Source organism: Streptomyces sp. HmicA12 (assembly GCF_000373565.1).
Taxonomy (GTDB): domain Bacteria; phylum Actinomycetota; class Actinomycetes; order Streptomycetales; family Streptomycetaceae; genus Streptomyces.
Genome location: NZ_KB891800.1, coordinates 144,172 through 170,102 on the forward strand (window position 1 = coordinate 144,172; position 25,931 = coordinate 170,102).

The 25,931-nt window shown below is 72.1% G+C and carries 22 protein-coding genes and 2 tRNA genes; 6 read left to right on the top strand and 18 right to left on the bottom strand.

Annotated features, from left to right (window positions below; genetic code table 11):
• The first annotated feature begins 12 nt into the window (after nucleotides 1-12).
• Together B072_RS0108930 and B072_RS0108935 are read left to right on the top strand one after the other, a co-directional pair.
• Nucleotides 13-477, top strand: a complete 465-nt coding sequence (locus B072_RS0108930; RefSeq protein ID WP_018529592.1) for a PPOX class F420-dependent oxidoreductase — start codon at nucleotides 13-15, stop codon at nucleotides 475-477.
• The gene (locus B072_RS0108935; protein ID WP_078506355.1) at nucleotides 474-914 is read left to right on the top strand and encodes an NUDIX hydrolase; all 441 of its coding nucleotides are present in this window, start codon (nucleotides 474-476) and stop codon (nucleotides 912-914) included. Before B072_RS0108930 ends, B072_RS0108935 begins: the two co-directional genes overlap by 4 nt.
• A gap of 2 nt (nucleotides 915-916) precedes the next feature.
• Here the strand turns inward: B072_RS0108935 and B072_RS0108940 are convergent, their stop codons facing one another.
• Together B072_RS0108940 and B072_RS0108945 are read right to left on the bottom strand one after the other, a co-directional pair.
• Nucleotides 917-1,675, bottom strand: a complete 759-nt coding sequence (locus tag B072_RS0108940; RefSeq protein ID WP_018529594.1) for a TetR/AcrR family transcriptional regulator — start codon at nucleotides 1,673-1,675, stop codon at nucleotides 917-919.
• 100 nt (nucleotides 1,676-1,775) lie between these two features.
• On the bottom strand, nucleotides 1,776-3,308 hold the full coding sequence (locus tag B072_RS0108945; protein ID WP_018529595.1) for an MFS transporter: 1,533 nt from the start codon (nucleotides 3,306-3,308) through the stop codon (nucleotides 1,776-1,778).
• Nucleotides 3,309-3,401: 93 nt separating this feature from the next.
• On the opposite strand from B072_RS0108945, the gene B072_RS0108950 reads away from it, so the two are divergent.
• On the top strand, nucleotides 3,402-4,274 hold the full coding sequence (locus B072_RS0108950; protein ID WP_051127129.1) for an endonuclease/exonuclease/phosphatase family protein: 873 nt from the start codon (nucleotides 3,402-3,404) through the stop codon (nucleotides 4,272-4,274).
• A 328-nt stretch (nucleotides 4,275-4,602) separates the two neighbouring features.
• Here the strand turns inward: B072_RS0108950 and B072_RS0108955 are convergent, their stop codons facing one another.
• From B072_RS0108955 to B072_RS0108990, 8 genes are all read right to left on the bottom strand, one after another.
• The gene (locus tag B072_RS0108955; RefSeq protein ID WP_018529597.1) at nucleotides 4,603-6,798 is read right to left on the bottom strand and encodes an ArnT family glycosyltransferase; all 2,196 of its coding nucleotides are present in this window, start codon (nucleotides 6,796-6,798) and stop codon (nucleotides 4,603-4,605) included.
• A complete protein-coding gene (locus B072_RS0108960) occupies nucleotides 6,795-8,195 on the bottom strand; it encodes a bifunctional glycosyltransferase family 2/GtrA family protein (RefSeq protein WP_018529598.1) in 1,401 nt (466 codons plus the stop codon). Before B072_RS0108960 ends, B072_RS0108955 begins: the two co-directional genes overlap by 4 nt.
• Nucleotides 8,196-8,221: 26 nt before the next feature.
• Nucleotides 8,222-9,832 carry a sensor histidine kinase gene (locus B072_RS0108965; protein WP_026245606.1) on the bottom strand — a complete coding sequence of 537 codons (1,611 nt, stop codon included), beginning with the start codon at nucleotides 9,830-9,832 and terminating at the stop codon, nucleotides 8,222-8,224.
• Nucleotides 9,829-10,578: a response regulator transcription factor gene (locus B072_RS0108970; RefSeq protein WP_018529600.1), complete on the bottom strand. Its 750-nt coding sequence runs from the start codon at nucleotides 10,576-10,578 to the stop codon at nucleotides 9,829-9,831. Before B072_RS0108970 ends, B072_RS0108965 begins: the two co-directional genes overlap by 4 nt.
• 154 nt (nucleotides 10,579-10,732) lie before the next feature.
• Nucleotides 10,733-11,485 (bottom strand): chitinase, encoded by a 753-nt coding sequence (locus B072_RS0108975; protein WP_018529601.1) that lies wholly within the window; start codon nucleotides 11,483-11,485, stop codon nucleotides 10,733-10,735.
• 93 nt (nucleotides 11,486-11,578) lie between these two features.
• On the bottom strand, nucleotides 11,579-12,478 hold the full coding sequence (locus B072_RS0108980; protein ID WP_026245608.1) for an amidohydrolase family protein: 900 nt from the start codon (nucleotides 12,476-12,478) through the stop codon (nucleotides 11,579-11,581).
• Entirely contained in the window at nucleotides 12,459-12,812 is a 354-nt protein-coding gene (locus B072_RS0108985; protein ID WP_026245609.1) for an antibiotic biosynthesis monooxygenase family protein, read from the bottom strand. The genes B072_RS0108980 and B072_RS0108985 overlap by 20 nt, the downstream gene beginning before the upstream one ends.
• Nucleotides 12,813-12,875: 63 nt before the next feature.
• Entirely contained in the window at nucleotides 12,876-13,757 is an 882-nt protein-coding gene (locus B072_RS0108990) for a DUF2797 domain-containing protein (protein WP_202538536.1), read from the bottom strand.
• Between the two features lie 108 nt (nucleotides 13,758-13,865).
• Between B072_RS0108990 and B072_RS0108995 the strand changes: the two genes are divergently transcribed.
• On the top strand, nucleotides 13,866-14,258 hold the full coding sequence (locus B072_RS0108995) for a hypothetical protein (RefSeq protein ID WP_018529605.1): 393 nt from the start codon (nucleotides 13,866-13,868) through the stop codon (nucleotides 14,256-14,258).
• A gap of 57 nt (nucleotides 14,259-14,315) precedes the next feature.
• Here the strand turns inward: B072_RS0108995 and B072_RS0109000 are convergent.
• Together B072_RS0109000 and B072_RS0109005 are read right to left on the bottom strand one after the other, a co-directional pair.
• Nucleotides 14,316-14,388 (bottom strand) — tRNA-Arg (locus tag B072_RS0109000).
• 203 nt (nucleotides 14,389-14,591) lie between these two features.
• Nucleotides 14,592-14,682 (bottom strand) — tRNA-Ser (locus B072_RS0109005).
• Between the two features lie 160 nt (nucleotides 14,683-14,842).
• Here B072_RS0109005 and B072_RS0109010 point away from each other — a divergent pair.
• A complete protein-coding gene (locus B072_RS0109010) occupies nucleotides 14,843-15,328 on the top strand; it encodes an SSI family serine proteinase inhibitor (protein WP_018529606.1) in 486 nt (161 codons plus the stop codon).
• Nucleotides 15,329-15,532: 204 nt separating this feature from the next.
• Nucleotides 15,533-19,654 carry a PAS domain-containing protein gene (locus tag B072_RS0109015; RefSeq protein ID WP_026245611.1) on the top strand — a complete coding sequence of 1,374 codons (4,122 nt, stop codon included), beginning with the start codon at nucleotides 15,533-15,535 and terminating at the stop codon, nucleotides 19,652-19,654.
• Nucleotides 19,655-19,749: 95 nt separating this feature from the next.
• Here B072_RS0109015 and B072_RS0109020 read toward each other — a convergent pair whose 3' ends face one another.
• The 6 genes from B072_RS0109020 to B072_RS0109045 form a co-directional block, all read right to left on the bottom strand.
• Complete coding sequence (locus B072_RS0109020) at nucleotides 19,750-21,408, bottom strand: long-chain fatty acid--CoA ligase (protein WP_018529608.1); 1,659 nt, start codon at nucleotides 21,406-21,408, stop codon at nucleotides 19,750-19,752.
• A 143-nt stretch (nucleotides 21,409-21,551) separates the two neighbouring features.
• Nucleotides 21,552-22,172: a SigE family RNA polymerase sigma factor gene (locus tag B072_RS0109025; protein ID WP_018529609.1), complete on the bottom strand. Its 621-nt coding sequence runs from the start codon at nucleotides 22,170-22,172 to the stop codon at nucleotides 21,552-21,554.
• 192 nt (nucleotides 22,173-22,364) lie between these two features.
• Entirely contained in the window at nucleotides 22,365-23,204 is an 840-nt protein-coding gene (locus B072_RS0109030) for a DUF1906 domain-containing protein (RefSeq protein WP_234018827.1), read from the bottom strand.
• 52 nt (nucleotides 23,205-23,256) lie between these two features.
• Entirely contained in the window at nucleotides 23,257-24,423 is a 1,167-nt protein-coding gene (locus B072_RS0109035) for a lipid-transfer protein (protein ID WP_018529611.1), read from the bottom strand.
• Nucleotides 24,420-24,857 carry a MaoC family dehydratase gene (locus B072_RS0109040; RefSeq protein WP_018529612.1) on the bottom strand — a complete coding sequence of 146 codons (438 nt, stop codon included), beginning with the start codon at nucleotides 24,855-24,857 and terminating at the stop codon, nucleotides 24,420-24,422. The genes B072_RS0109035 and B072_RS0109040 overlap by 4 nt, the downstream gene beginning before the upstream one ends.
• A complete protein-coding gene (locus B072_RS0109045) occupies nucleotides 24,854-25,930 on the bottom strand; it encodes an acyl-CoA dehydrogenase family protein (RefSeq protein ID WP_018529613.1) in 1,077 nt (358 codons plus the stop codon). The genes B072_RS0109040 and B072_RS0109045 overlap by 4 nt, the downstream gene beginning before the upstream one ends.
• Nucleotide 25,931 lies beyond the last annotated feature (1 nt).

Sequence of the window (25,931 nt, forward strand, 5' to 3'; positions counted from 1 at the left end):
TAACCTGGGCGCATGGCTCCGAACATCGCGACCAACACCCGTGTATCGCTGGACGAGTTGCTGGACTTCGTACGCCCTCGCCACCGCGCCCTCCTGATCACCGCCCGCGCCGACGGCACCCCGCAGGCCTCACCACTGACCTGCGGGGTCGACGGCGACGGGCGGATCGTCGTCTCCACCTATCCCGAGCGCGCCAAGACCCGTAACGCCAAGCGGAACCCGCGCGTGAGCCTGCTCGTCCTCAGCGACGAGTGGAACGGGCCGTGGGTGCAGATCGACGGTTCGGCGGAGGTCATCGACTCCCCCGACTCCGTCGAACCCCTGGTGGAGTACTTCCGCGTCATCTCGGGGGAGCACCCGGACTGGGACGAGTACCGGGAGGCGATGGTCAAGCAGGGCAAGTCGATCATCCGGATCACGCCGGAGAAGTGGGGCCCCGTGGCGACCGGGGGCTTCCCTGCCCGGCTGGCACCGTGACCCCAAACCCTTCGCCACGGACCCGCGTCTCGGCGTACGCCGTCGCGACGCGGGACGACCGGCTGTTGCTGGCCCGGCTCTCGGAGACCTCCGCGGTCTTCGCGCCGGGCCTGTGGCATCTGCCGGGCGGCGGGATCGACCCGGGCGAGCAGCCCGTCGAGGCCCTCGCCCGTGAGCTGCGCGAGGAGACCGGGCTCGCGCTCACCGCGGCGCCCCGGCTGCTCGACGCCCGGACCTACACGACCCGGCGCGACGGGGTGGACTGGCATCTCACGGCGCTGTTCTACGCCGTGACGCTCAGCGCCGGCGCCCCGGTGGTGACCGAGGTGGACGGTTCCACCGAGGCGGTGGCCTGGGTCCCGCCGGCCGAGCTGCGGGACCGCTCCGCGCTGACACCGCCGGCGGCCGACGCGCTCGGGATGATCGGCGGCCCGTGACCTCAGGGGCGTTCCCGCGCCACCAGTGCCGCGATGCCCGCGATCTGCAGGTCCAGCGCGATCTGGAAGTCCACGTCGCGCACCTGCTCGACCGTCTCCCCCGCCGCCACCTGCGCCATCGTGTCCTCGGCGTGCCGCAGCATCTCCGGCATGTCGGCCGGCGCCCTGAACGTGGACATCGCCTGATGGAAGTACTCGTCCTGCGTCATGCCGACCTCCGCGCACCGCTGCCGGAAGTGACCCTCGACGGTGCCGTACCCGTACACGAACTGCATGACGCTGGCGATGGCGCCGCGCTGTGCCTCCTGCGGCAGGCCGGTGCGGGCGAAGACGCGCTGCACCGCGGCCGAGAACTCCAGCGCCCTCGGGCCGATGTTGAGGTAGTTGCCGATCAGCGACGAGATCCAGGGGTGACGCACCAGCAGGGACCGGTACGTGGTGGCGAGGTGGCGCACCTGCGCGCTCCAGTCGGCTTCGGCCGGTTCCCCGGCGGCGACGCCGGACTCGCCGAAGACCCGGTCCAGGGCGAGTTCGAGCAGGTCGTCCTTGGTGTCGACGTACCAGTACACGGACATCGCGGTGACGCCGAGCTCGCCCGCGAGGCGCCGCATGGAGAACTTGGCGAGCCCCTCGGCGTCGAGCAGCTTCACCGTGGCCTCGGTGATCCGGTCACGGTCCAGACCGCTGGGCTGCTCGCTGCGCCGACCGCGTGCGGGCTTGCCCTGATCGAGCCAGACACTCATCCGCGCTGCCTTCACCATGGCGCACCTTCCCAGGAGTTGACGTACCCGGACGGACCGGCGGGACCTGCGACGAGGTCGCGGAATCCGTCGGTCCGCCCGCTCCGATGCTAGGGCCTGGTCAGAGGGCGGCCTTCTCGGAGCCTGCCGCTGAGTCTGCCCGTTCCGCGCGCCTGAGCAACGCCGCCGCCAGCAGTCCGCCGACGAGAACGGCGACGGCTCCGACCAGTTGGCTCGTCTCCAGGCCGGAGGAGAAGGCGTCCGCGATGCGGGCCTTCTCGCCCGCCGAGTCGGCGGCCGCCAGCGCCGCCGGGAGGGAGGCCGCGGCGACCGGGACGAGCGCCGCGAACCGGGCGTTGAGGACCGCGCCGAGGACGGCGACACCGAGGCCGTTGCCGAACTCGGCCAGCGTGCCGTTGACGCCCGCGCCCACGCCCGCCTTCTCCGGCGGGATCGCGCTCATGATGGCGTTGGCCATGGCGGGCATGGCGAAGGCGATGCCGACGCCCATGACGATCAGGCCGAACAGCATGCCGCCGTAGGAGTCCCCGCCGAGCACGGCGATCGCCGCGAGCCCCGCCGCCAGGCAGCTCATGCCGGCGGCGATGGTGACCGGGGTGCCGACCTTGGCGAGCACCTTGGCGCCGACGCCGGTGAGGTTCAGGGCGACGATGGTCAGCGCCAGCGGCGCCGTGCGCAGGCCCGCCTCCAACGGCCCGTAGCCGAGCACGAACTGGAGGTGCTGGGTGAGCAGGAAGAGCGAGCCGCCCATGCCGAACGCGACGAGGATGGCCCCGGCGACCGCGCCCGTGAACTTCTGGTTGCGGAAGAAGTGCATGTCCAGCATCGGGTACGGGATGCGCAGCTCCCACACCACGAACGCGGCCATGACGACGACACCGATCGCGGCCGAGGTGAAGGTCGTCGCGGAGGTCCAGCCCTTGTCGGGGCCGTTGATGATCGCGTAGACGACGCCGGTCATGCCGATCGTGGAGAGCACCGCGCCGAGCAGGTCGGGCCGGTCGCCCTGCGGGTTCTTCGACTCCGGTACGAGCGTCAGCACGGCGACCAGGCCGAGGACCGCGACCGGGATGTTGATGAGGAAGATCGCGCCCCACCAGAAGTGGTCCAGCATCACGCCGCCGAGCAGCGGTCCGACGGCGAAGCCCAGCGAGTTGACGGTGGCCCACAGGCCGATCGCCTTCACGCGCTCCGTGTCGTCGAAGATCTGCACGACGACGGCGAGGGTCGTGGTCATCAGCAGCGCGCCACCCACGCCCATGCCCGCGCGGGCGGCGATCAACTGCCCGGTGGAGTCGGCGAGTCCGGCGACCAGCGAGCCCGCGCCGAACAGCACGAGCCCGGCCGCGAGCATCTTCTTGCGCCCGTAGCGGTCGGCGGTGGAGCCCGCGGTGAGCAGCAGGCCGGACTGGACGAGCGAGTAGGAGCTGATCACCCACTGGATGTCGGACGTCGACGCGTGCAGTTCCCGGGTGAGGGAGGGGATCGCGACGTTCAGGACGGTGTTGTCGAGCAGCACGGTCAGCTGGGCGAGGCAGATGACGCCGAGGATGATCCAGCGCTGCGGGTGGCCGCCGGCCGGGGCGGGCGGCCGGGTGGTGCCACCGGGGTTCTCGGCGGTCGTCGCCGTCATACGGGCTCCTGTGATGCGGGCGGGGTTGTCGCTGTACACCGTAAAGGAGAACTCTTACGGCGTACAAGCGGGTTTCCGGCATACCGTTCGGGCATGCCGAGACGATCCCGTTCCGTATCGCAACTCGCCTTGTCCATCGCGGTGTTGAGCCTGCTGGGAGCGGCTCCCGCGGTGGCCGCCGGACAGCACGGGCAGCACGGCCCGCCGGTCCCGCTGCGCATCGCCACGTACAACATCCACGCCGGTTCCGGCGCCGACAACGTTTTCGACCTCGACCGCCAGGCGGCGGCGCTCCGCGCGCTCCACGCGGATGTGATCGGGCTCCAGGAGGTCGACGTGCACTGGGGTGCGCGCAGCCAGGACCTCGATGTGGCGCGGGAGCTGGCCGACCGGCTCGGGATGCGGGTGTCGTTCGCGCCGATCTACAGCCTCGATCCGGTGACGGCGGGGGCGCCGCGGCGGGAGTTCGGGGTCGCGGTGCTGTCCCGGTATCCGATCCGCTCGGCGGCCAACCACGACATCACGCGCCTGTCGACGCAGGACCCGAATCCGGTGCCGGCGCCCGCGCCCGGGTTCGGGGAGGTGACGCTGAAGGTGCGGGGCGTGCCCGTGCAGGTCTTCGTGACGCACCTGGACTACCGCGGGGACCCGTCGGTGCGGGTCGCGCAGGTCGCGGACACGCGGCGGATCATGGCGGAGGAGCGGGCGTCCGTTCCCGGGGCGCGGCAGGTGCTGCTCGGCGACTTCAACGCGGAGCCGTCCGCGGCGGAACTGGCACCGTTGTGGACGGAGTTGCGGGATGCGGGGCCGGTGAGCGGGGGGACGTACCCCGCGGACGTGCCGGTGAAGCGGATCGACTTTGTGGCGGTGGGGGAGGGGGTGACGGTGCGGGCCGCCTCCGTCGTGGCCGAGCCGGCGGCGTCGGACCATCGGCCGGTGATCGCGGAGGTGGGACTGCGGCGGTAGGCCTGTTCGTCTGCCGGGTGACCGATTCGTCGGCGGGTGCGGGCCGGTGGGGCTTCTCGCGCGGTTCCCCGCGCCCCTGAAGGATCCGCGTCTGCCCCATGGGCGATTCGTAGCTGCCTGACGGCCGGTGGTCCTGCTTCGCGCAGTTCCCCGCGCCCCTGAAGCGAGCTCCGCTCGCCCAGGGGAGGCTGCGCGGAGCGCATGCCTCAGGGGCGCGGGGAACTGCGCGAGAAGCCCCACCGGCCGTCCGCCGCGGAACGACCCGAAAGACCCCGCCCTCCCCGGCCGCGCAGCGTCACTTCGGGAAGGGGCGGGGTCGGGGAAAAGGTCAGCTCTTGGGCTGCGTCAGGTCGTAGAAGGTCGCGGACCCCACGGTCACCTTCTTGAAGTTGTCCTCGACCCACGACGTGATCTTCGACGCCGAGCCGGAGCTCGATCCGCCCATGCCGCCTCCACCGGAGCCGCTGGAGATGAAGTAGTGGATCCTGCCGTCCTCCACGTACTGCTTGAACTGGGCCGGCGTCGGCGACGGGTCGGTCCCGTTGAACCCGCCGATGGCCATCACCGGGTCACCGGTGGCCAGCTGGTAGCTCGCCTGGTTCTGTGAGCCGACGGTGGCCGCGGCCCAGGTGTAGTCGTCGGCGTTCTTCTCCAGGAGCTTCTTGGCCTTGGAGCTGACCTCGGCGCCGTTGAGCAGGCCGCCCATGCCGCCGCCTCCGCCACCACCGGGACCACCCTCGCCCATGCCGCCGGGCATGGTGCCCTGCTGCCCGTTCTGCTGGTTGCCCTGCTGGTTGCCGCCGGGGAATCCCCCGCCCAGCTGGTTGCTGTTGCTGTTGCCATTACCGGTGCCGGTGCCACCGGTCGGGGGCTGGCCCATCTGGCCGCCGGGGCCACCCTGCTGGTTGCCGCCACCGGGGAAGCCGCCCCGGCCACCACCGCCCCCGCCGGGACCCCCGCCCATCCCCATCGCGCTGGCACCCGAAGGACCGGCCGTGACGATCGACCCGGAGTGCCCGGTGTTCAACGTACTGATGGTGTACGCGGTCGGCGCGGCCAGCGACGCGACAAGGCCCAAACCGGCGACTCCGAGCGCCAGTTGACGGTTGAGCCGCCCGGCGAGAGCGAGCCCGAGCCCGGCCACCAGACCGCCCACGAGCACGGCCCACCGCAGCCACGGCAGGTAGTCCGGGGTGCGTCCGAGCAGTACGAACCCCCAGACCGCCGTGACGGCCACGGCCGCGCCCAGCGTCACGGACCAGGCGATGCGCGAGCGCTCCTCCCACAGCACGGCGGCGCCCATGCCGACGACGGCCGCGAGGTAGGGGGCCAGGGCCACCGTGTAGTACTGGTGGAAGATGCCGGCCATGAAGCTGAAGATCAGCGTGGTGGTGACCAGCGAGCCGCCCCACGCGAGGAACGCGGCGCGCGCCGTGTCGGTCCGCTTCGCCTTCCAGGTCAGCACGATCCCGGCGACGAGCAGGATCAGCGCGGCGGGCAGCAGCCACGAGACCTGGCTGCCGATCTCGGAGTTGAACATCCGGGTGAGCCCGGTCTCGCCCCACTGCCCGGTACCGGTACCACCGCCACCGCCACCCACGCTGCCGGTCTCGTCGCCGTTGATGCGGCCAAGTCCGTTGTAGCCGAAGGTGAGTTCGAGGAACGAGTTGTTCTGGGAACCGCCGATGTACGGCCGCGAGGACGCGGGCCACAGTTCGACGATCGCCACCCACCAGCCGCCCGCGACGACCATCGCGAGCCCGGCGAGAGCCAGCTGACCGAGCCGCTTGCGCAGCCGGGTCGGGCCGAAGATCCCGTAGAGGAGGGCCAGCGGCGGCAGGATCAGGAAGGCCTGCAGCGTCTTCGCGAGGAACGCGAGACCGACGGCCACGCCCGCCCAGACCAGCCACTTCGTGCGGCCCCGCTCCATCGCGCGCAGCACGCAGTACACCGTGACGGTCATGAGCAGGGCGAGCAGCGCGTCCGGGTTGTTGAACCGGAACATCAGCGCGGCCACCGGCGTCGTCGCGAACACGGCCATGGTGATCAGGCCCGCGGCGGCGCCGAACCGGCGGCGCACGGCCGCGTAGAGGACACCGGCGGTGGCCATGCCCATCAGCACCTCGGGGACGAGGATCGCCCACGAGTTGAGGCCGAAGAGGCGGACGGACAGCGCCATCGGCCACAGCGCGGCCGGCGGCTTGTCGACGGTGATGGCGTTCGCCGCGTCGGACGAGCCGAAGAAGAACGCCTTCCAGCTCTCGCTGCCCGCCTGGACGGCCGCCGAGTAGAAGGAGTTGGCGTATCCGGAGGCGGAGAGGTTCCAGAGGTAGGCGAGGCCGATGACGAGGAGCAGACCGAGGAAGGCCGGGCGCACCCAGCGCGCGTCCTCGGGCCGGCCGCGCCATGCGCGGGTGCGGAGCTTGTCCTTGGGCCGACCGTGGCCGCCGCCGGATCCGCCGCCCGCCGCGACCGGCGGATCAGCACTCGTACTCGTGGTCGTGGTCGTTTCGATCGTGGTCATCGCTGGTCCCTGGAGTCGAGGTAGGGGTCGTGCGCGCGCGCCGGCGTCATCCGCACGGTGGCGTCGTCCCAGGCCCGCGGAACCTGAGGTGTCTGAACGGTCGAGGTGGGTGCGGGAGTCGAGGCGGGCCGGTCGGGGAACACCCACGCCCGGAAGAGCAGGAAGCGCAGCACGGTCGCCGCGAGGTTGGCCGCGATGAGCACGGCCAGTTCGGTGGAGTGCGCGGGGTCGCTGGAGGCGGCGTTGAGCGCGGCCAGCGACCCGCTGGTCAGGGCGAGCCCGATGCCGAAGACGACGAGCCCCTGGGCCTGGTGCCGGACGGCCTTGTCGCGGCCGCGCACCCCGAAGGTCAGGCGCCGGTTGGCGGCGGTGTTGGCGAAGGCCGACACCAGCAGGGCCAGCGCGTTGGCGACCTGCGACCCCGTGAACGTACGGAAGCCGGAGTACAGCAGCAGGTAGAACAGCGTCGACAGCGCGCCCACGACGCAGAAGCCGACCAGCTGGCGCGCCAACCCCTTCGGAACACCAGGGAGTTGGCGGTCGCGCGGGTCGTCCCCGAAGGGCCGCGCGAGCCGGTCGAGGGCCAGCGAGCCGGTGGCGAGGGCCCGGCCCACCCGCCACACGCCCTTCAGGTCGTCGGTCGCGGTCCTGACGATGTGGACGGTCGAGTTCGGGTCGTCGACCCAGTCGACGGGCACTTCGTGGATCCGCAGCCCGGCGCGCTCGGCGAGGACCAGCATCTCCGTGTCGAAGAACCATCCGGTGTCCTCGATCAGTGGCAGCAGCGCCTGCGCGACATCGCGCCGGATCGCCTTGAAGCCGCACTGGGCGTCGGAGAACCGGGCCTGCAGCGAGCCGCGCAGGATCAGGTTGTAGGCCCGCGAGATGAACTCCCGCTTCGGCCCGCGCACGACTCGCGAGGAGCGGGCGAGCCGGGACCCGATCGCCAGGTCCGAGTGGCCCGAGATCAGCGGGGCGACGAGCGGCAGCAGCGCGTTCAGGTCGGTGGACAGGTCCACGTCCATGTACGCGAGGATCGGCGCGTCGGACGCCGACCACACGGTGCGCAGGGCGCGCCCGCGGCCCTTCTGCTCCAGGCGGAAGTACGCGACCCCGGACAGCTCGCCGGTCAGCCGGCGCGCCACCTCCGGGGTGGTGTCGGTGGAGGCGTTGTCCGCGACGGTGATGCGGAAGCGGTACGGGAAGGTGCGGACCAGGTGGGCGTGCAGTCCGCGCACGCACTCACCCAGGTCCTTTTCCTCGTTGTAGACGGGGATGACGACATCCAGGACCGGCACGCTGCCGATACCGCTGCCCGCCGGGAGGTGCTCCCGCGCAGGCAGCGCGCCGAGCTTCGCGGCGGTGGGGTCGATGCCCGGAGAAGAGTCGGTTCGCATGCCATCGACATTCGCCAACCCCGCTGTCAGCGCTGTGTGGTGAGGCTTTGCCCTGCCTGTGAGTACGGCTGTGGGTACACCTGCGCAGGTGTCACGGACGCTTCGGCGCCCGCCGGGAGCGCGCTGACGGGCTCGTCGTGAGCCGGCAGATGCACGGTGAACACGGTCCGGCCTGGCACGCTGTCGACAGTCACGGCACCGCCGTGCGCGGCCGCGACGGCCTGCACGATGGCGAGCCCCAGCCCGGTCGAACCCGCCTTCCTGGACCGCGAGGAGTCGCCGCGCGCGAACCGCTCGAAGACGTGCGGCGCCAGCTCGGCGGGGATGCCCGGCCCGTCGTCCTGCACGTCGAGACAGACCCAGGGCCCGTGCCGGTGCACGCGGGCGGTGACGGTGGTGCCGGGCGGGGTGTGCGTACGGGCGTTGGCCAGCAGGTTGACGAGGACCTGCTGCAGCCGCGCGGAGTCGGCGAGCACGGAGGCGGGCTCGTCGGGCAGTTCGAGCCGCCAGTTGTGGCCCTGCCCGGCGGCGCGGGCGTCGCTCAGCACGTCGATGACGAGGGGGGACAGGTCGGTCGGCTGGTACGAGAGCGGCCGCCCGGCATCGAGCCGCGCGAGCAGCAGCAGGTCCTCGACCAGGCCCGTCATGCGGTGCGCCTCGGACTCGACGCGGGTGAGGGCGTGCCGCGTATCGGGCCCGACCTCTTCCCGCCCGCGCCGGGTCAGTTCGGCGTACCCGCGGATGGAGGCGAGCGGGGTGCGCAGCTCATGGCTGGCGTCCGCGACGAACTGCCGCACGCGCGTCTCGCTCTGCTGGCGCGCGTGCAGGGCGCCGTGGATGTGATCGAGCATGCGGTTGAGCGCGGCACCGACCTGCCCGACCTCGGTCCTCGGATCGGCCTCGGCGTCGGGGACACGCTCGTAGAGGGTCACCTCACCGCTGTGGAGCGGGAGTTCGGAGACCCGGGTGGCGGTGGCGGCGACGCGACGCAGGGGGCGGAGGGTGACGCCGACCATGATGGCGCCCGCGGCACCGGCGGCCACGAGGGCGGCGGCGGCCACGCAGACCTCGGTGATGATGAGCTTGTTGATGGTGGTGTCGACCTCGGCGGTGGGGCGGCCGACGTAGAAGTCACCCTTGCTGCCGCTGGCGTACACGACACGGTAGGAGCCGAGCCCGGGCAGCTCGACGGTGTGCTCCTGCTTGTCCTTCGAGACGCTGTCCAGCGCCTTGAGCTGGTCGGAGGTCAGGTCCTTGGTGGTCGTCTGCAGACCACCGGCGTCGGTGGTCCCGTCGACGTTGCGCGCGCCGTCGGTCGCCCGGCCGTCGCTGACCTCGGCGCCTATGGTCCCGGCGTTGGAGCCGCGGGTCACGAAGTCCAGCGGTCCCTCGTCGACGAGGTTCTGCGGCGTCGGCATGCCGTGACCGGTCTGGCCGGGGAGGTCCTGCGGCTGCGGCCCAGCGGCCCGCATCGCGATGCCCTGCACCTGCTCGTCGAGCTGGTCGTACAGATACGAGTGCAGCGAAACCGTCGTCACGACCCCGATCACCGAGGCCACCACGGCCAGCAACGCCACCGCGGACACGACCAGGCGTGTCCGCAGCGTCCGGGGCCGCGCCCCGCGCCTCCGGCTCACGACACCGTCGTGGCGGCCGGCTTGATCAGGTATCCGGCACCGCGCCGCGTGTGGATCATCGGCTCGCGCCCGGCGTCGATCTTCCGTCGCAGGTAGGAGATGTACAGCTCGACGACGTTGGCCTGGCCGCCGAAGTCGTAGCTCCACACCCGGTCCAGGATCTGCGCCTTGCTGAGCACGCGCCGCGGATTGCGCATGAGGAACCGCAGCAGCTCGAACTCGGTGGCGGTCAGGTGGATGCCGGTCCCGCCCCGGGACACCTCGTGGCTGTCCTCGTCGAGCATCAGGTCACCCACGACCAGCACGGAGTCGCTGCGCCGGTCGGCGGCACCGGTCCGCCGGATCAGTCCGCGCAGCCGCGCGACGACCTCCTCCAGGCTGAACGGCTTGGTGACGTAGTCGTCGCCACCCGCGGTCAGCCCGGCGATCCGGTCCTCGACGGCGTCCTTGGCGGTCAGGAACAGCACGGGCACTTCCGGCTGCTCGCGGCGGAGCCGCCCGAGCACGCTCAGCCCGTCCATGTCCGGCAGCATCATGTCGAGCACGACGGCGTCGGGCCGGAACTCGCGTGCGGTCTGCACGGCTCCGGCCCCGTCGCCGGCGCTGCGGATCTGCCAGCCTTCGTAACGCAGGGCCATGGACAACAGCTCGGTGATCGACTGCTCGTCGTCCACGACAAGCACCCGGACAGGGCTCCCGTCCGGCCTCAGCAGTTCGGTACGCCCCTGGGGCGAGGTCGCGGTCATGTTGCAACCATGCTGCGGTCCTCTGAGAACACCCTTTTCCTTACCTGTGAATACCCTGAGAAACTCACAGGCGCCTCTGAGGAATCGCGAGGCGACTGACAAAACAGCAGGTCAGAAGCCTCACGAATCCTCAGGAATCACCAAGCCGAGCCTTTCAGCACGTAAGCCCGCGCCCCGGTGAAACCCGGAGAACCCGGCTGAACCCGACATAGAGCTCGACCCGGTGCTTCATCTGCGCGGTGTTCGCGCCGCCGTTCGCGCCGTCGCACTCGGCGGTCCCGTTCAGGCTGCGGATCGTCTCCCCGAAGCCGGCCCCGGACACCATGGCGTCGTGTCCGGTCATGGTTCCCGGACCGGTCTGCGTGTTCCAGTACCAAAGGGCCGTCATCCAGGCCACGGCCGGATCCCGCTCGACGAGCCACGGTTCGTGCAGCAGATCGAGCCCGAGCGCGTCACCGGCGGCCTTGTAGTTGAAGTTCCAGCTGAGCATGATCGCGCCCCGCCCGTAGTAGGCGTCGTGCCCGGCCGGACAGCCGTAACTCCGGGCCTCGTCGCAGAAGATGGGGTACGTGGACGTGTTCTGCGCGACGACGTAGTACAGCCCGCCGGTCTCGTGCGAGACATTGGCGAGGAACGCGGCGGCCTCCCGCTCCCGCGCGGCCCGCCCACCCGTGTGCGCGAACCGCGGATACGCCTTCGTGGCCTCGACGAGCCCGTCGTACGTGAAGAACGCGTTCCGCTCCGGGAACATCCGCTCGAACTGCGCCTCGCTGACGACGAACCGCCCCTGGTGGTGCCCGTGCCCCTCGGAGGCGGTCGCCGCGCCCGGCGCGACGACGACCCCGGCGATCCCGGCGACGGCGGCCGCCACCCACACCACGCGTCTTGTGAACCAGAGCCCGAACATGTCAGTACCTCCGTGGAGTTCACCTGGTCTGGACCAATCGATCCGCGGCGGTACCTACCCACCCCAACTCCCGTCACACACACGTCACTTGAGTCACAGCCCGAACAGCTCGGCGCCATTGCGGTAGCAGACGGCGCGCACCCACTCCTCTCCCAGGCCGAGGCGCTCGATCGACTCCAGCTGATGCACGTACGGATAGGGGATGTTGGGGAAGTCACTGCCCAGCAGCACCCGGTCCCCGAGATCCACCAGCCGCCCCAACTCCCCTCTCGGGAAGGGTGATTGCCGCTCCACGAAGTCGGTGAACGCCATCGTCGTGTCGAGCCGCACCTCGCGGTACCGCTCGGCCAGGTCCAGGAACTCCGTGTACTCCGGCATCCCCATGTGCGCGACGATCAGCCGCAGCCGGGGATGGCGCGCGAGGACCCGCTCCATCGGCCCCGGCCCGGTGTGCTTGCCCGGCGCGGGCCCGGACCCGCAGTGCGTCACGACAGGGACCCCGGCCTCGGCCAGCACGCCCCACACGGGATCGAGCAACGCGTCGGTCGGGTCGTACGCCCCCACCTGCACATGCGCCTTGAAGACCCGCGTGCCCTCCTCGACGGCCCGCCGCACATACGCCTCCGCGCCCGCCTCGGGGAAGAAGGTCGCGGTCCGCAGGCACCCGGCCGTCCGCCGGGCGAAGTCCGCACCCCACTCGTTGAGCCACTCGGCCATCCCGGCCTTGTGCGGATACAGCATCGCGGTGAAGGCCACGACCCCGAACTCCCGCATGCGCGCGACCCGTCGGTCCTCCGCCTCCCGGTACGTGATCGGCCACTCGCCGCCCGTCAGCGGCCCGGCCGAGTCGAAGTACGCCCACACCTTGCGCAGCACCCGCTCGGGCATGAAGTGCGTGTGCACGTCGACGAGCCCGGGCAGCCCGTGCCGCGCGAGGAACCCGGCGACGAGGCCGGCCTCACCGGCGTCGGGGCTACTCACGCACGAACCCATGGCTGCGCTCGACCTTGGCGACGTGCACGGTGTACCGCTCGTACCACTCGGCCCGCCCCTGCTTCTGCGCGTCCCGATGCTCGCCCCGCGACCGCCACTGCTCGATCGCGGCGACGTCCCGGAAGTAGCCGACGGTGATCCCGAGCCCGCCGGGCGTCCCTGCGGACTCGTGCCCGAGATACCCCGGGATCTCCCGCACCAGCTCGTGCATCAGATAGGCGGTCTCCCCGTACCCGCGGTCCTCTTCGGTCCGCGCGGAGCTGAACACCACCACGTAATAACGCAGTTCGAAGGCCGGCAACGGCGCGACAGGCGCCTCGGCGTGATCACTCATGGCCCTACGGTCACCCGCGCCCACCCCCCTGTCCACCCTTCCCGCCGCTTCCTCGCCGTCCGCCTAGAACAATCCGCCCTGCACTCCGGGCACCTCCCGCACCTCGACGGACGACCCGGTCACCCCGTCACCGACGCCCTCCAACGGCCACCCGGCCAGCACCCGCGTATCCACCACGAGCCGCCGCCCACCGCGCTCGACGAGATGCAGGTCCGGCCCGGCGGCGGCCACCACGCGCCCCGCCACCACGGCCCCCTCCGCGAGCCCGCTCACCACGGCGTCGACCCCGTCCACCGCGGCGAGCCCGAACACCTCCGCGTGCCCGACGACCTCGCAGGGCATCCGCTCCAACGACTCGGGCCACCCGCCCAGTCCCCCGGCGACAGCGTGCGCCCGCGCCAACTCGTCCTCCGCGCCCCGCGACACCGCCGCGCCCCGCACCACACGCTTGGTCTCGTACGAGATCCGGTCCGGCACCCCGAGCGCCACCCGCAGCAGCTCCTCGGCCCGCCGCGCCGCCATGAGCGGCCCCCGCCCCAGCCACGTGAAGGCGACGGCGCCCTGCTCCAACAACCGCGCGCTGCCCCTCCCCACCCCCGTGATCCCCACCTTCACGAGCCCGTCCCCGAACCAGGCCAGATACACGTGGTACGGCCGCGGATCATCGGCCATCGTGTCGGCGGCCACGGACTGCGCCCGGTCGATCCCCGCACACTCCGCGCACTGCGCCCGCGTCCCGCGCACCGGCACGGCGTCCCACCCCGGGCAGAGTCTGCGCCGCCCGCCCCGCCACACCCCGAGACACCGCCGCGGCCCCGCGACCCGGAACGCCATGCCCTCCCCGAACCGCACCGCGCTCTCCCGCTCGCTGCCGTCCCCGTCCCCCGTCCACCCGAACATCGGCCCGCCCCCACGCCACCGCACCCCGGTGCACCACCACGTCATACGTCCCAGGATGGCGCACCCCACTGACAACGCCGGGTACACGTACTCGGCCCGATCTGAGTACCCGCGCTCTGCTCCACCGCCGCTCTCGCGACCACACTCGGACCCATGGACGAACGACTGCCGCACCCCGCCCGCCGCCTCCTGCCGGCCCTCGCCCCGGCCGCGACGGCACTCGCCGCGTGGGCACTCTGGCTGGGCTGGGACCAGACCCGCGACGTACACCCCGACGGCTCGGTCACCGGCCCCTACGAGGCATGGCAGGTGATCGGCCTGGTCCTGACCCTGCTGGCCCCGCTCTACTGGTCGGCGTCCCGCCACCACGCCACCGCCGCGGCCCTCGGCACCACCACCGGCCTCACCGCGGCCGCCGCCTACGACTGGTCGGACGACTCCAGCGGCCTCTTCATGGTCGGCGTCGTCCTGGTCATGCTCGGCAGCCTGGCGGCGACCGGCGCACTCTCCACGGCGATCAGCACGGCGAAACGGGGCACGGCCTGAGCCGGCCCCGGGAACAACGCAAGAGGCCCCGGATCTCTCCGGGGCCTCTTGTCTGTGTGCACTCGGCAGGATTCGAACCTGCAACCTTCTGATCCGTAGTCAGATGCTCTATCCGTTAAGCTACGAGTGCCTGTTTTTTGTTTTCGCTCTTGTCTTCGTTCCCGGCCTTTCGGCCCGTCCCGGCGACAAGAAGAACATTACATGACTGCCGCCGCCATGTGAAATCCGATTGCCTCACCCGTTGTGACCTGCGGAAACGCGTCCTGCGCGTGGTCGAGGCCAGGGAAGCGCCGAAGCCCCGGTCCTGGTGGACCGGGGCTTCGGATCTTGCTGCGGAGGCGGAGGGATTTGAACCCTCGATGGGCTTTAAGGCCCAAACCGCATTAGCAGTGCGGCGCCATAGACCGGACTAGGCGACGCCTCCAGCACATCCCGCAGGCGCGAACGCGAGCGGTTGCGTGCAGATGATGACACAGCTGAACGCCGTGTCACCAATCGCCTCCCACGGTACTAGGAGGGCAGGCCACAGAGCAAAGCCCATTGCGGGGCGCAACGTCGTGGCGGGCGAACGCGTTAGGCACGGCATGCTGTCGCTGCGTCGTCTCTCCCGCCACGTACTCGTCACGTCCGCCGTCTGTGTCGCCTCCGGCGCCGCCCTCGCCGCCCTGCCCTCGGCCGCGCACGCCGACACCGGGCCGCGGCGCATGCCACCGGCCCCGTTCAGCTCCCTGGACGGGCGCGGGCCCGACCGGCTGACCATCTCCGTCGCCGACGCGGGGAACGGGAGCGACGGGACGTACGAGCTGGAGTGCGGGCCGGCCGGTGGCACGCACCCCGATCCGGGCGCGGCCTGCGGGAGGCTCGAGGAGATCGGGGCGACGGGGGCCGATCCGTTCGCGCCGGTGCCCGCCGGGGCGCAGTGCACGATGCAGTACGGCGGGGACGCCACCGCGCGCATCACCGGCACCTGGCACGGGCGGGCCGTCGACGCCTCGTACAAGGTGAGCGACGGATGCCAGATCGCGCGCTGGCGGCAGTTGGATCCCGTGCTGCCTGCTACCGCGCCGTGACCCTGGGTCCACCGGGCACACCGCCCCCGCGCGATCCCCACATCCTCTTCGTGCCCCTCTACGTGGGCTCCCTCTCATCCGGCGCCGCGAGCGCAACGGGTGCCCGTAGACTCCCTCCCGTGACACGTTGCGCGGCGCGAGGCAAGATGGCCTGCGCGATGGGCACGTCGCGGTAAAGCGGTACATCAGGGAGGAAGCGTCGTCGTGAGCAGCAGGCCATCCCGAGGCGCTGCTCGCCTCGCAGCCATACTCGATGCGCTCCCGGACGCGTTGGTGCTGGTCAACACCAACGGGACCGTGGTGAACGCCAATTCGATCGCACTTGAGGCTTTTGAGGCGCCCGGCACCGCCCTCGTGGGGCGCGGACTGCTCGATCTGCTGCCGGAGTTCGACTCCCGGCTGATCCCGGGATCGATGCGCCGCCCCGACACCGTCACCGACGAGCGGGGGCGGACCAAGCCGCACCGCATGGTCGCCCGGCGCACCGACGGCAGCGAGTTCCCCGTCGAGGTCACCTCCGCGAACCTCGCCGACAGCGCACGGGACGCCGTGGACCCGTACGGATCCTCGTACGGCTCCGGAGGCTCCGGCGTCGGTGGCTACAGCGGCACCGAGCTGCTCATGCTCGTGGTGCGCGATCTGTCGGGGACCGTCGACACCGAGGCCGAGCTGGCCCGTTCGCAGCGGCAGACCGAGATGATCCTGCGGGCCGCCTCCGAGGGCGTCGTCGGGACCGACACCGACGGGCGGATCGTGCTCGTCAATCCGGCCGCCGCGCAGATCCTCGGCTTCCGCGCCAGTGACCTGGGCGGACAGGAGCTGCACCAGCTCGTCCTGCACTCACGGGCCGACGGCGAGCCGTTCCCCTACGAGGAGTCGCCGCTCGCCGACACCCTGCGCTCCGGGCGCAAGCACCGGGTGCGCGGGCAGGTCCTGTGGGCCAAGAACGGCGACCGGCTGCCCGTCGACATGACGACGGCGCCGGTGCGCGACGGGGACCAACTGGTCGGCGCCGTGATGACGTTCACCGACCGCCGCCCCTACGACAAGCTGGTCGAGGAGCACGCCGAGGAGATCGCCCGGCGGGACGAGGCCGCCGAGCAAGAGCGCCAGGAGCGGGCCGAGGAGCTCGCCCGGGTGCGCGAGGAGCTCGGCGCCGAGCTGACCGGCCTGCGCGAGCAGCATGCCGAGGAGCTGTCCGCCGAGCGGGAGCGGGGCGCCGCCTTCGCCGAGCGCGAGAAGGACCGTTACGAGGCTTTGGCCGCGCGCCACTCGCAGCTGCTCGCCGTGCTCGGGCAGTCGCTGCGCGGGCCGCTCGACGAACTCCGCCGCGAGCTGGGGCAGCTCGCCGCCGACGACGCGGGCCAGCTGTGGCCCGAGGCGAACCAGGTGCTGCACCACCTGTCCGCCGGCTACTCCCGGATCACGACGCTCGTCGACAACGTGCTCGCCTACCAGACCCTTGACGAGGGCGGCTCCCTGCTCGCCCGCACGAAGGTGATGCTCGACGCGGTCGTGGCCGCCGGTGTCGACGGGGCCGTCGAGCTGATCGGCCCGGGGCGGGTCCAGTTCGCCGTGCACGCGCCGCCGATGGAGGCCGAGGTCGACGCCGGCCGGCTCGCCACCGCCCTGGCGCATCTGATCGCCGACGTCGCCGGGATCGACGCCACCGGAAACGCGCGGGTGCCCGCCGCCGGTGCCGGATACGTCGACAACACCGTGGTCGTGGCCGCGGCGCAGCGCGGCGAGAGCGTCCGCATCGAGGTGCGCGGGCCGTACGCCGGTGGCGATCCGGTGCACGAGCCGATCGTCCGGGGCATCGTGCGGGCGCACGGCGGCGTGCTGCAGACGCACGAGATGCCGGGCATGAGCGGCAGCGCGTACGTACTTGAAGTGCCGATCGGCAGTGGGGCCGGGGTCGTTCCGGCCGCGCCCGTTGCCTCGCCCGCGCGGGTGGCCGAGGAGACCGCGCTCAGCGTGCCCGAGCAGGCCAACGCGGCCACCGGGGGCGGGCGGCGGCGTGCGCGCCGGGCCGCAGGGCCCTCGGTCGACTCCTTCCTGGAGAGCGGGCTGCCGGGTGAGACGGCTGCCGCCGCCCCGTCCGGCGGTACCGGGCGGCGACGCGGGCGGCGTGCCGCCGAAGAGGGCACGGGTGCCGCCGGCGCCGCGGGTGCCACGGGCTCCGCGGAACTGCCCGGCCAGGCAGGTCCGGGTCAGGCCGGTCAGGCCGGTCAGCCCGGTCAGCCCGTTCAGGCCGGAGACGACGGCACGCAGAACCAGCTTCCGGCGTCCGGTGGCACCGGACGGCGCCGGGCACGGCCCGCGCAGGGCGGCTCGGCCAGCGAGGGTTCCGTGATGACCGCGGCCGAACACGCGGCGGGTTCCCCGGCGTTGGGCGAGACGGTGCCGCCGCAGGGCGTGCCCGCGCCGACCGGCCGCAGGGCCCGGCGTGCCGGGGACCAGGAGCAGGCCGCGCTGCCCGCACTGCCGTCGGGCGCCGCCGATCAGGGCCAGGGGCAGCAGGGTCAGGGCGGTGAGCTGGAGCTCGCCGGTGCCGGGACAGGTGCCACGGGGCAGCCTTCGGGGCGGCGTGCGCGGCGTGCGCTCGGTGCCGCGCAGAACCAGGCCGCCGAGGAGCAGGCGGGCCCGCGCGAGGTGTTCGCGCTGCCGCCCGCGCAGGCCGATCGTTCGCCCGAGGCCGTCGAGACGCCGGTGGCGCCCGAGGCCGCAGGGTCGGCGATGCCCGCGGCGACCACCGCCGCGCCGGATGCCGCGGTTCAGGCCGCTCAGGCACAGGCGCAGGCACAGGCTCAGGCGCAGGCCGACTCCGGCGACGTACAGCAGAGCAACGACGCCGCACAGGGCACGCACGGCGCACAGGGCGCCGGTGCGCAGCCCCTGCCGATGCCGCTGCCCGAGGAACAGCAGCACGACGCCGCCGCGCAGCACCCGGCGGAGGACCACACGCCGCCGCAGCCGCACCCGACGCAGAGCACGCCCGCCCAAGGCACGCCGATGCCGGATGCCGCCCCGGCCGGCGCCACCACCACCGGAACCGGCACCGTGCTGCCGCCGGAGAACGCCTCGCGGCCGCGCGCCGCACAGCCGCTGCCCGCCGAGGCCCCGCAGGGCCCGCCCGCACCGGCCGCCGACCCGAACTCGACGCAGGGCCGCGCCTTCAGCGTGCGCACCCTGGGCCAGGGCGTGCCGTTCGGCCGGCAGATCGCCCAGCAGCAGCGGGGCGCACAGGTGCCGCCTCGTCCCGGGGCGACGCCCGCGCAGGGCGTGCAGCAGCCGGAGGCCGGGCAGACACTCGGCGGGGCTTCGGGACGGCGACGCAAGCTGTCCACCCGGCAGGAGCAGCCGGAGGCCTCCGCCACGGAGACTCCCGCGCAGGGGACGGCGGCCCGCCCGCACCCCCAGCAGCAGTCCGCGCCGCAGCCGCCGCTGCTGGCGTCGATGAACCCGTCCGAGGGCCGCGGCCGCTCCTACGCGATCGGCGCCCCCGACCAGGACGCCGACGAGGGCCCCGAGCCGCTGGACGGTCCGGGTGGCGCGGTCGAGGTCGCCAACCGGCCGCAACCGCAGCCGATGGACGACGAGTTGCCGCCGGAGCCGCTGGACAATCCGCGCCGGCTCCTGGTGTGGCCCGCTCCGGACGTGACGACGCAGCAGGCGCTGAGCGACCGTGGCTACCGCCCGGTGACCGTGCACTCCCGCGAGGAGGTCGACGCGCAGATCGCGGCGTTCCCGGCCGCGCTCTTCGTCGACCCGCTGACCGGGCCGATCACCCGGACCGCGCTGCAGTCGCTGCGGCAGGCCGCCGTCGCCGCCGAGGTGCCGGTCCTGGTGACCGCGGGCCTGGGTCAGGCGACGCGCGAGGCCGCGTACGGGGCCGACCCGGCGGTGCTGCTGAAGGCTCTCGCCCCGCGGGACAGCGAGCAGCACCCGCCGCGGGTTCTGCTGATCGAGGAGCACGAGGAGATCGCGCTCGCGCTGACCGCGACCCTCGAGCGGCGCGGGATGCAGGTCGCGCGGGCCGCGAGCGACTCCGACGCGGTGACGCTCGCGGGGCAGATGCGGCCGAACCTGGTGGTGATGGATCTGCTCCAGGTACGTCGTCGGCGTGCCGGCATCATCGACTGGCTGCGTGCGAACGGCCAGTTGAACCGCACCCCGCTCGTCGTCTACACCGCGGCCGTGGACACCGCCGACCTGCCGCGGCTCGCGGCGGGGGAGACGGTGCTGTTCCTCGCGGAGCGCTCGACGAGCACCGAGGTGCAGAGCCGGATCGTGGATCTGCTGGCGAAGATCGGCACCAACTGACGCGGCCCAACGGACACGGCACCAACGGACGCGGCACCAACGGACAACGGAGGGCGGCCTGTTCGGCCGTCCCCCGTTTCACGTGAAACACACCGTCAGAGCTTGGTGACGTCCAGGTCTCCGTCCGCGTACTGCTTGCGCAGCACCTTCTTGTCGAACTTGCCGACGCTCGTCTTCGGGACCGCGGGCAGGATCGTCCAGCGCTCGGGCAGCTGCCACTTGGCGACCTTGTCGGCGAGGAACGTCCGCAGCGTCTCGAAGTCGGCGCTCGCGCCCTCCTTCAACACGACGGTGGCGAGCGGTCGTTCGCCCCACTTGTCGTCGGGTACGGCGACGACGGCGGCCTCGGCGACGTCCGGGTGGGACATCAGCGCGTTCTCAAGGTCGACGCTGGAGATCCACTCGCCGCCGGACTTGATGACGTCCTTGGCGCGGTCGGTGAGGGTGAGATAGCCGTCGGGGCTGATCGTGCCCACGTCGCCGGTCTTGAGCCAGCCGTCCTCGCTGAACTTGTCGGCAGGGCGCAGCGGCTTGTCGTCCGACCCCGCGCCGCCGAAGTACGCGCCCGCGATCCAGTTGCCGCGCACCTCCAGCTCGCCCGCGGACTCGCCGTCCCAGGGCAGGATCTCGCCGGCCGGGCCGCAGAGCCGCCCCTCGACGCCCGCCGGGAAGCGGCCCTGCGTGAGCCGGTACGCGAACTCCTCGTCGCTGCCGGGCTCGACGCCGGCCGGGGGACGGGAGACCGTGCCGAGCGGGGAGGTCTCGGTCATGCCCCAGGCGTGGCAGACCCGCATGCCGAGCTTGTCGAACGCCGTCATGAGGGAGGGCGGGCAGGCCGCGCCGCCGATGGTGACCTGGGTGAGCGAGGAGACGTCGCGCGGCTTGGCGGTGAGCTCGGCGAGCAGTCCCTGCCAGATGGTGGGGACGGCGGCGGCGTGCGTGGGCCGCTCGCTCTCGATCATCTCGGCGAGCGGCGCGGGCTGCAGGAACCGGTCCGGCATCAGCATGTTCACGCCGGTCATGAAGGTGGCGTGCGGCAGTCCCCAGGCGTTGACATGGAACTGGGGCACGACGACGAGCGAGGTGTCGGCGTCCGTGAGGCCCATCGACTGCGTCATGTTGACCTGCATGGAGTGCAGGTAGATGGAACGGTGCGAGTAGACGACGCCCTTGGGGTCGCCCGTGGTGCCGGAGGTGTAACACATGGCCGCCGCCTGGCGTTCGTCCAGCTCCGGCCAGTCGTACGTGGTCGGCTTCCCGGCGAGGAGTTCCTCGTACTCGTGGACCTGGGCGCGGGCTCCTTCGAGCACGGAGCGGTCGCCGGGCCCGGACACGACGATGTGCTCGACCGTCTCCAGGCGGGGCAGCAACGGCGCGAGCAGCGGGAGCAGCGAACCGTTGACGATGATGACGCGGTCGGCTGCGTGGTTCACGATCCACGTCAACTGCTCGGCCGGAAGGCGGAGGTTGAGGGTGTGCAGAACGGCGCCCATGGAGGGGACGGCGAAGTAGGCCTCGACATGCTCGGCGTTGTTCCACATGAGCGTCGCCACGCGGTCGTCGCCCTCGACGCCCAGGTCGTCGCGCAGTGCGTTGGCCAGTTGCACGGCGCGTACCCCGGCCTCGGCGAAGGAACGGCGTTGTGGCTCGCCCTCGCCGGTCCAGGTGATGATCTGCGATGAACCGTGCACCAGTACGCCATGCACAAGAATGCGGGTGACTGTCAGCGGTACGTCCTGCATCGTGCTCAGCACGGCGTCCTCCCGGTGGGCGCTACGGAGCAGTAGGTTTCCGCCGATTCTCACCGCATACCACTCGGTATGTCACTAGTCCCGGGAATGATCGATCAACCGGCCGACCTGCGGACCTCCAGGAGCCGACCTGCGGACCTCGATGATCAGCTCCGCGCCGGGCGCAACTCCGGGTCCTCCCGGAGCTTCCCGAGAGCCCGCGACACCGCGCTCTTCACCGTGCCGACGGAGACCCCGAGCACCTCGGCGGTCTGGGCCTCGCTCAGGTCCTCGTAGTACCGCAGGACGACCATCGCCCGCTGCCGCGCGGGCAGCTTCACGATGGCGCGCCACATCGCGTCGTGCAGCGCCTGCTGCTCGGCCGGGTCCCCAGCGGGCACCACGGGCGGCTCGGGCAGTTCGTCGCAGACGTACTCGTCCACCTTGCGCTTGCGCCACTGCGAGGTCCGCGTGTTCAGCAGGGCCCTGCGCACATAGCCGTCGAGGGCCCGGTGGTCCTCGATCCGGTCCCACGCGACGTACGTCTTCGTGAGCGCGGTCTGCAGCAGGTCCTCGGCATCGCAGGGGTTCGCGGTGAGCGACCGGGCGGTGCGCAGCAGCACGGGCTGGCGGGCCCGGACGTACGACGCGAACGACGGGTACGTCGTGTGCGCCGGGTGGGCGGCACGCGACGGGTGCGTCCCGGTGGTCCCGTGGTGAGGGCCGGTACGCGGACGCGGCGCAGGCTCCGATGCGCCGGTGCAGACAGACGCCAGGGTTGCGGTCATGGCTCCACGCTATGAGCGCACCCTCCTCCTGCGGATCGGCCGGAGGTCCCGAAGCGGCGTCCGCCTCAGGTTGTACGCGGGGTGGTAGCCCCACCTCCTGAAGGTGGAGGACGGGGTGAGGATCCCTGAGGGTTCTCCCCTGAGAGACACCCCCAACGTACGCCCACGGAAGCACCCGGCGTCACGCCGGATTCAGCGGACGCGGGCCACGGGAGCGTGCACCAGGTTCCGGTCGACCACCAGGGTGCGACCGCCGTGCCGCTCCTTCACATTGCCCGCGTACTGGTGGATCCGGCGCTCCGGATGCCAGGCGTGCCGTCTGAGCGAGGGCTCCCGGTACAGGTGGGGACGGGTGTGCCAGCGCGCGAACCACATCACCGACGGCAGATCCGGCACCCCCGCCCGGCGGGCCGCCTCCATGTGCCGCACCCCTGATCCGGCGCTGCTGTAGAAACCGGGAACGTAACCGTGTCTGCGCACCTCCCTGTCCCATCCGCGTACGAAGGACAGCGTCCTGCGCGCACACGCCCGCTTCCGATAGTCGTAGGCCTCCATGTCGAGATAGAGCGGGCTGCGCCGCTGCATGCCGAGCGCCCCGGCCCGGCGCACCGCGTCCCGCGCCTCGCGCACGCCCTGCCTCCACGGATGCCGCCCGATGCCCACCCCCTTCTTGTGCCGCGCCTTGACGCAGACCGCCTGCGAACCCACGTACACGGGCAGGACCCCCCACCCCATCCCGTGCACCGCGCGCATCCACCCGCGGTTCAGGTTCGGCTGGTGGCGGCAGAACCGGCCGCGGCCGCCGAAGTACACGCCCACCGCCCGGTAGTCGGACGACCTCCACCGGCGCATCGTGTCCCGCGACGGCGCCGAGCAGACGTCGAAGGCCCAGCCCTTGAAGGTGCGCACCCCGGCGCTCCAGGGCCGGGACGCTCCCTGCCCCGACGCGGAAGCCTCCGGGAGGGCGGCGCCACCGCCCAGCAGAAGCGCGAGAAAGACCCCGAGTCCCATGATCATCTTTTGTCGGTACATGGGCCGAGTGAAGGGTCAGCACCCGTCGGCGGGCCAGGGACACACGCCCCGTTCAGCCGTCCGCCCCCAGAATCAGACCCGATGTGGGGACCCCGGTGCCCGCGGTGACGAGCGCCGTCGCCGCGCCCGGTATCTGGTTCACCGCGGTGCCGCGGACCTGCCGCACGCCCTCGGCTATGCCGTTCATCCCGTGCAGATACGCCTCCCCCAGCTGTCCGCCATGGGTGTTGAGCGGCAGCCGCTCCTCGGCGACGAAACCGGCCGCCTCCCCGGCGGCGCAGAACCCGAACTCCTCCAGCTGCATCAGCACGAACGGCGAGAAGTGGTCGTAGAGGATCCCGACGTCGATGCCGTCCGGACCCATCCCCGCCGTCCGCCACAACTGCTGTGCCACGACGCTCATTTCGGGGAGCCCGCTCAGGTCGTCCCGGTAGAAGCTGGTCATCTGCTCCTGGGCCCGGCCGGCTCCCTGCGCCGCCGCCCGGATCACGACGGGCGGCCGGGCCAGATCGCGGGCCCGCTCGACACTCGTCACGACGATCGCCTGCCCGCCGTCCGTCTCCTGGCAGCAGTCGAGCAGCCGCAGCGGTTCGACGATCCAGCGGGACGCGGCGTGGTCGGCGAGGGTGATGGGCTTCTCGTAGAAGTACGCGGCCGGGTTCGTCGCCGCGTACTTGCGGTCCACCACGGCGACATGACCGAACGCCTCGGGGGTCAGCCCGTACGTGTGCAGATACCGCTGCGCCGCCATCGCCACCCAGGACGCCGGGGTGAGCAGCCCGAACGGCAGGTTCCAGCCGAGCGCCGCGCCCTCCGCCGAGGCCTCCCGGTGCTGCACCCCGGAGCCGAAGCGCCGGCCCGACCGCTCGTTGAACGCCCGGTAGCAGACGACGACTTCGGCCACGCCGCTCGCCACGGCCAGGGCCGCCTGCTGCACGGTGCCGCAGGCCGCGCCGCCCCCGTAGTGCACCCGCGAGAAGAAGGAGAGCTCTCCCATGCCCGCGGCCTGCGCCACGGTGATCTCCGGGCTGGTGTCCATGGTGAACGTGACCATGCCGTCGACGTCACCGGGGGTCAGGCCCGCGTCGTCGAGCGCCGCGTGCACCGCCTCCACCGCCAGCTTCAGCTCGCTGCGGCCCGAGTCCTTGGAGAACTCGGTGGCGCCGATGCCGGCGATCGCGGCCCTGCCCCCGAGCCGGTCCCTGGTCCGCACGCTCATGCCGGGCTCCCTTCGTCCTCGGCACCGGAGACGGGCGAGGCGGCGGGCACCGTGACGGTGACCGTGCCGGTGACATGGCTGCCGATCCCGTTCTTCCCGACGACCCTGACCCGGGCCGTGTCCCCGTCCGCCCCGGGCTCGACCTCGGTCACCTCGCCGGTCAACACCATGGTGTCGCCCGGGTAGTTGGGAGCCCCGAGCCGTATCGCGACCTTGCGCAGCACCGCCGTCGGGCCGAAGTGGTCGGTGATGTACCGGCCCACCAGGCCATTGGTCGTCAGGATGTTCATGAAGATGTCGGGGGAGCCCTTCTGATGGGCCAACTCGGCATCGTGGTGCACGTCCTGGTAGTCGCGGGACGCGATCGCCCCGGCGACGATCAGGGTCCGGGTGACCGGGATCTCCAGCACCGGCAGCACATCGCCCGCCTTCATGCCGACTCGCCTCCTCCATGTCCTTCGTGCGCGATGAACGTGCCCAGCTCCTCCAGCACTTCGCCGCCACAGCCCAGATAGCCGTCGAGCTGCCGGCCCCACAGGAAGTGCCGGTGCACCGGATGATCCAGGTCGGCGCCCATGCCGCCGTGCAGATGCTGGCCCGTGTGGACCACCCGCTTGCCCGCCTCCGACGCCCACCAGGCCGCGGTCAGCGCGTGGCTGCCGTACGCGAGCCCCTCGTCCCGCCGCCAGGCCGCCTCGTACGCGGTGACCCGGATCGCCTCGACGTCCATGTGAGCCTCGGCAGCGCGGAGTTGGACCCCCTGCTTGGCCGCGAGGGGCCTGCCGAACTGCTCCCGCTCGTTCGTGTACGCCACCGCTCTGGCCAGTGAGCCCGCGCCGACCCCGGCCTGCAGCCCGGCGAACGCGGTGCGGGCCGTCGCCAGCACGTCCTCGTAGGCGTCCGGGCCGCCGATCCGCTCGGCCCGCGCGCCGTCGAGCACGAGCCGGCCCGCGGACCAGGGCGCGGTCAGCTCGACCGGCTCGCACCCGGCGTCGGCCGCGTCCACCATCCACAGGCTGTGGGTAACTTTTTCGCGCACCGCCACGAGCACCTGCGTGGCGTCCCGCAGCCACGGCACCCACGGCACGGCGCCGGTCAGCCGCGCCCGCCCGGACCCGTCGCGCCCGCCGCCCGCGGACACCATGATCCCGGTACGTCCCGGAAAGGCCCCCGTCGCCACGGCCGATCCGTCCCGCAGCCCGGGCAGCAGCCGCTCCCGCTGCTCGGCCGTGCCGTGCGCGGCCACCGTCAGCAGCCCGTACACACAGCTCACCGCGAACGGCACCTGCGCCGTCGCCCTGCCCTGCTCCTCCAGCATCAGCACCAGGCCGAGCAGCCCGGTCTCCTCCACGGCGCCGGCCAGGCCCGCGCCGCCCAGCGCCTTCCACAGCTCGGTGTCGGTGCCGTCGCCCAGGCCCGCGAGCCGCTCCGGAGTGGACAGGTCGCCGAAGATCCGCGCCGCCAGGTCGCGCGCCGCCTCCTGCTCTGCGGTGGGGGTGAAGTCCATG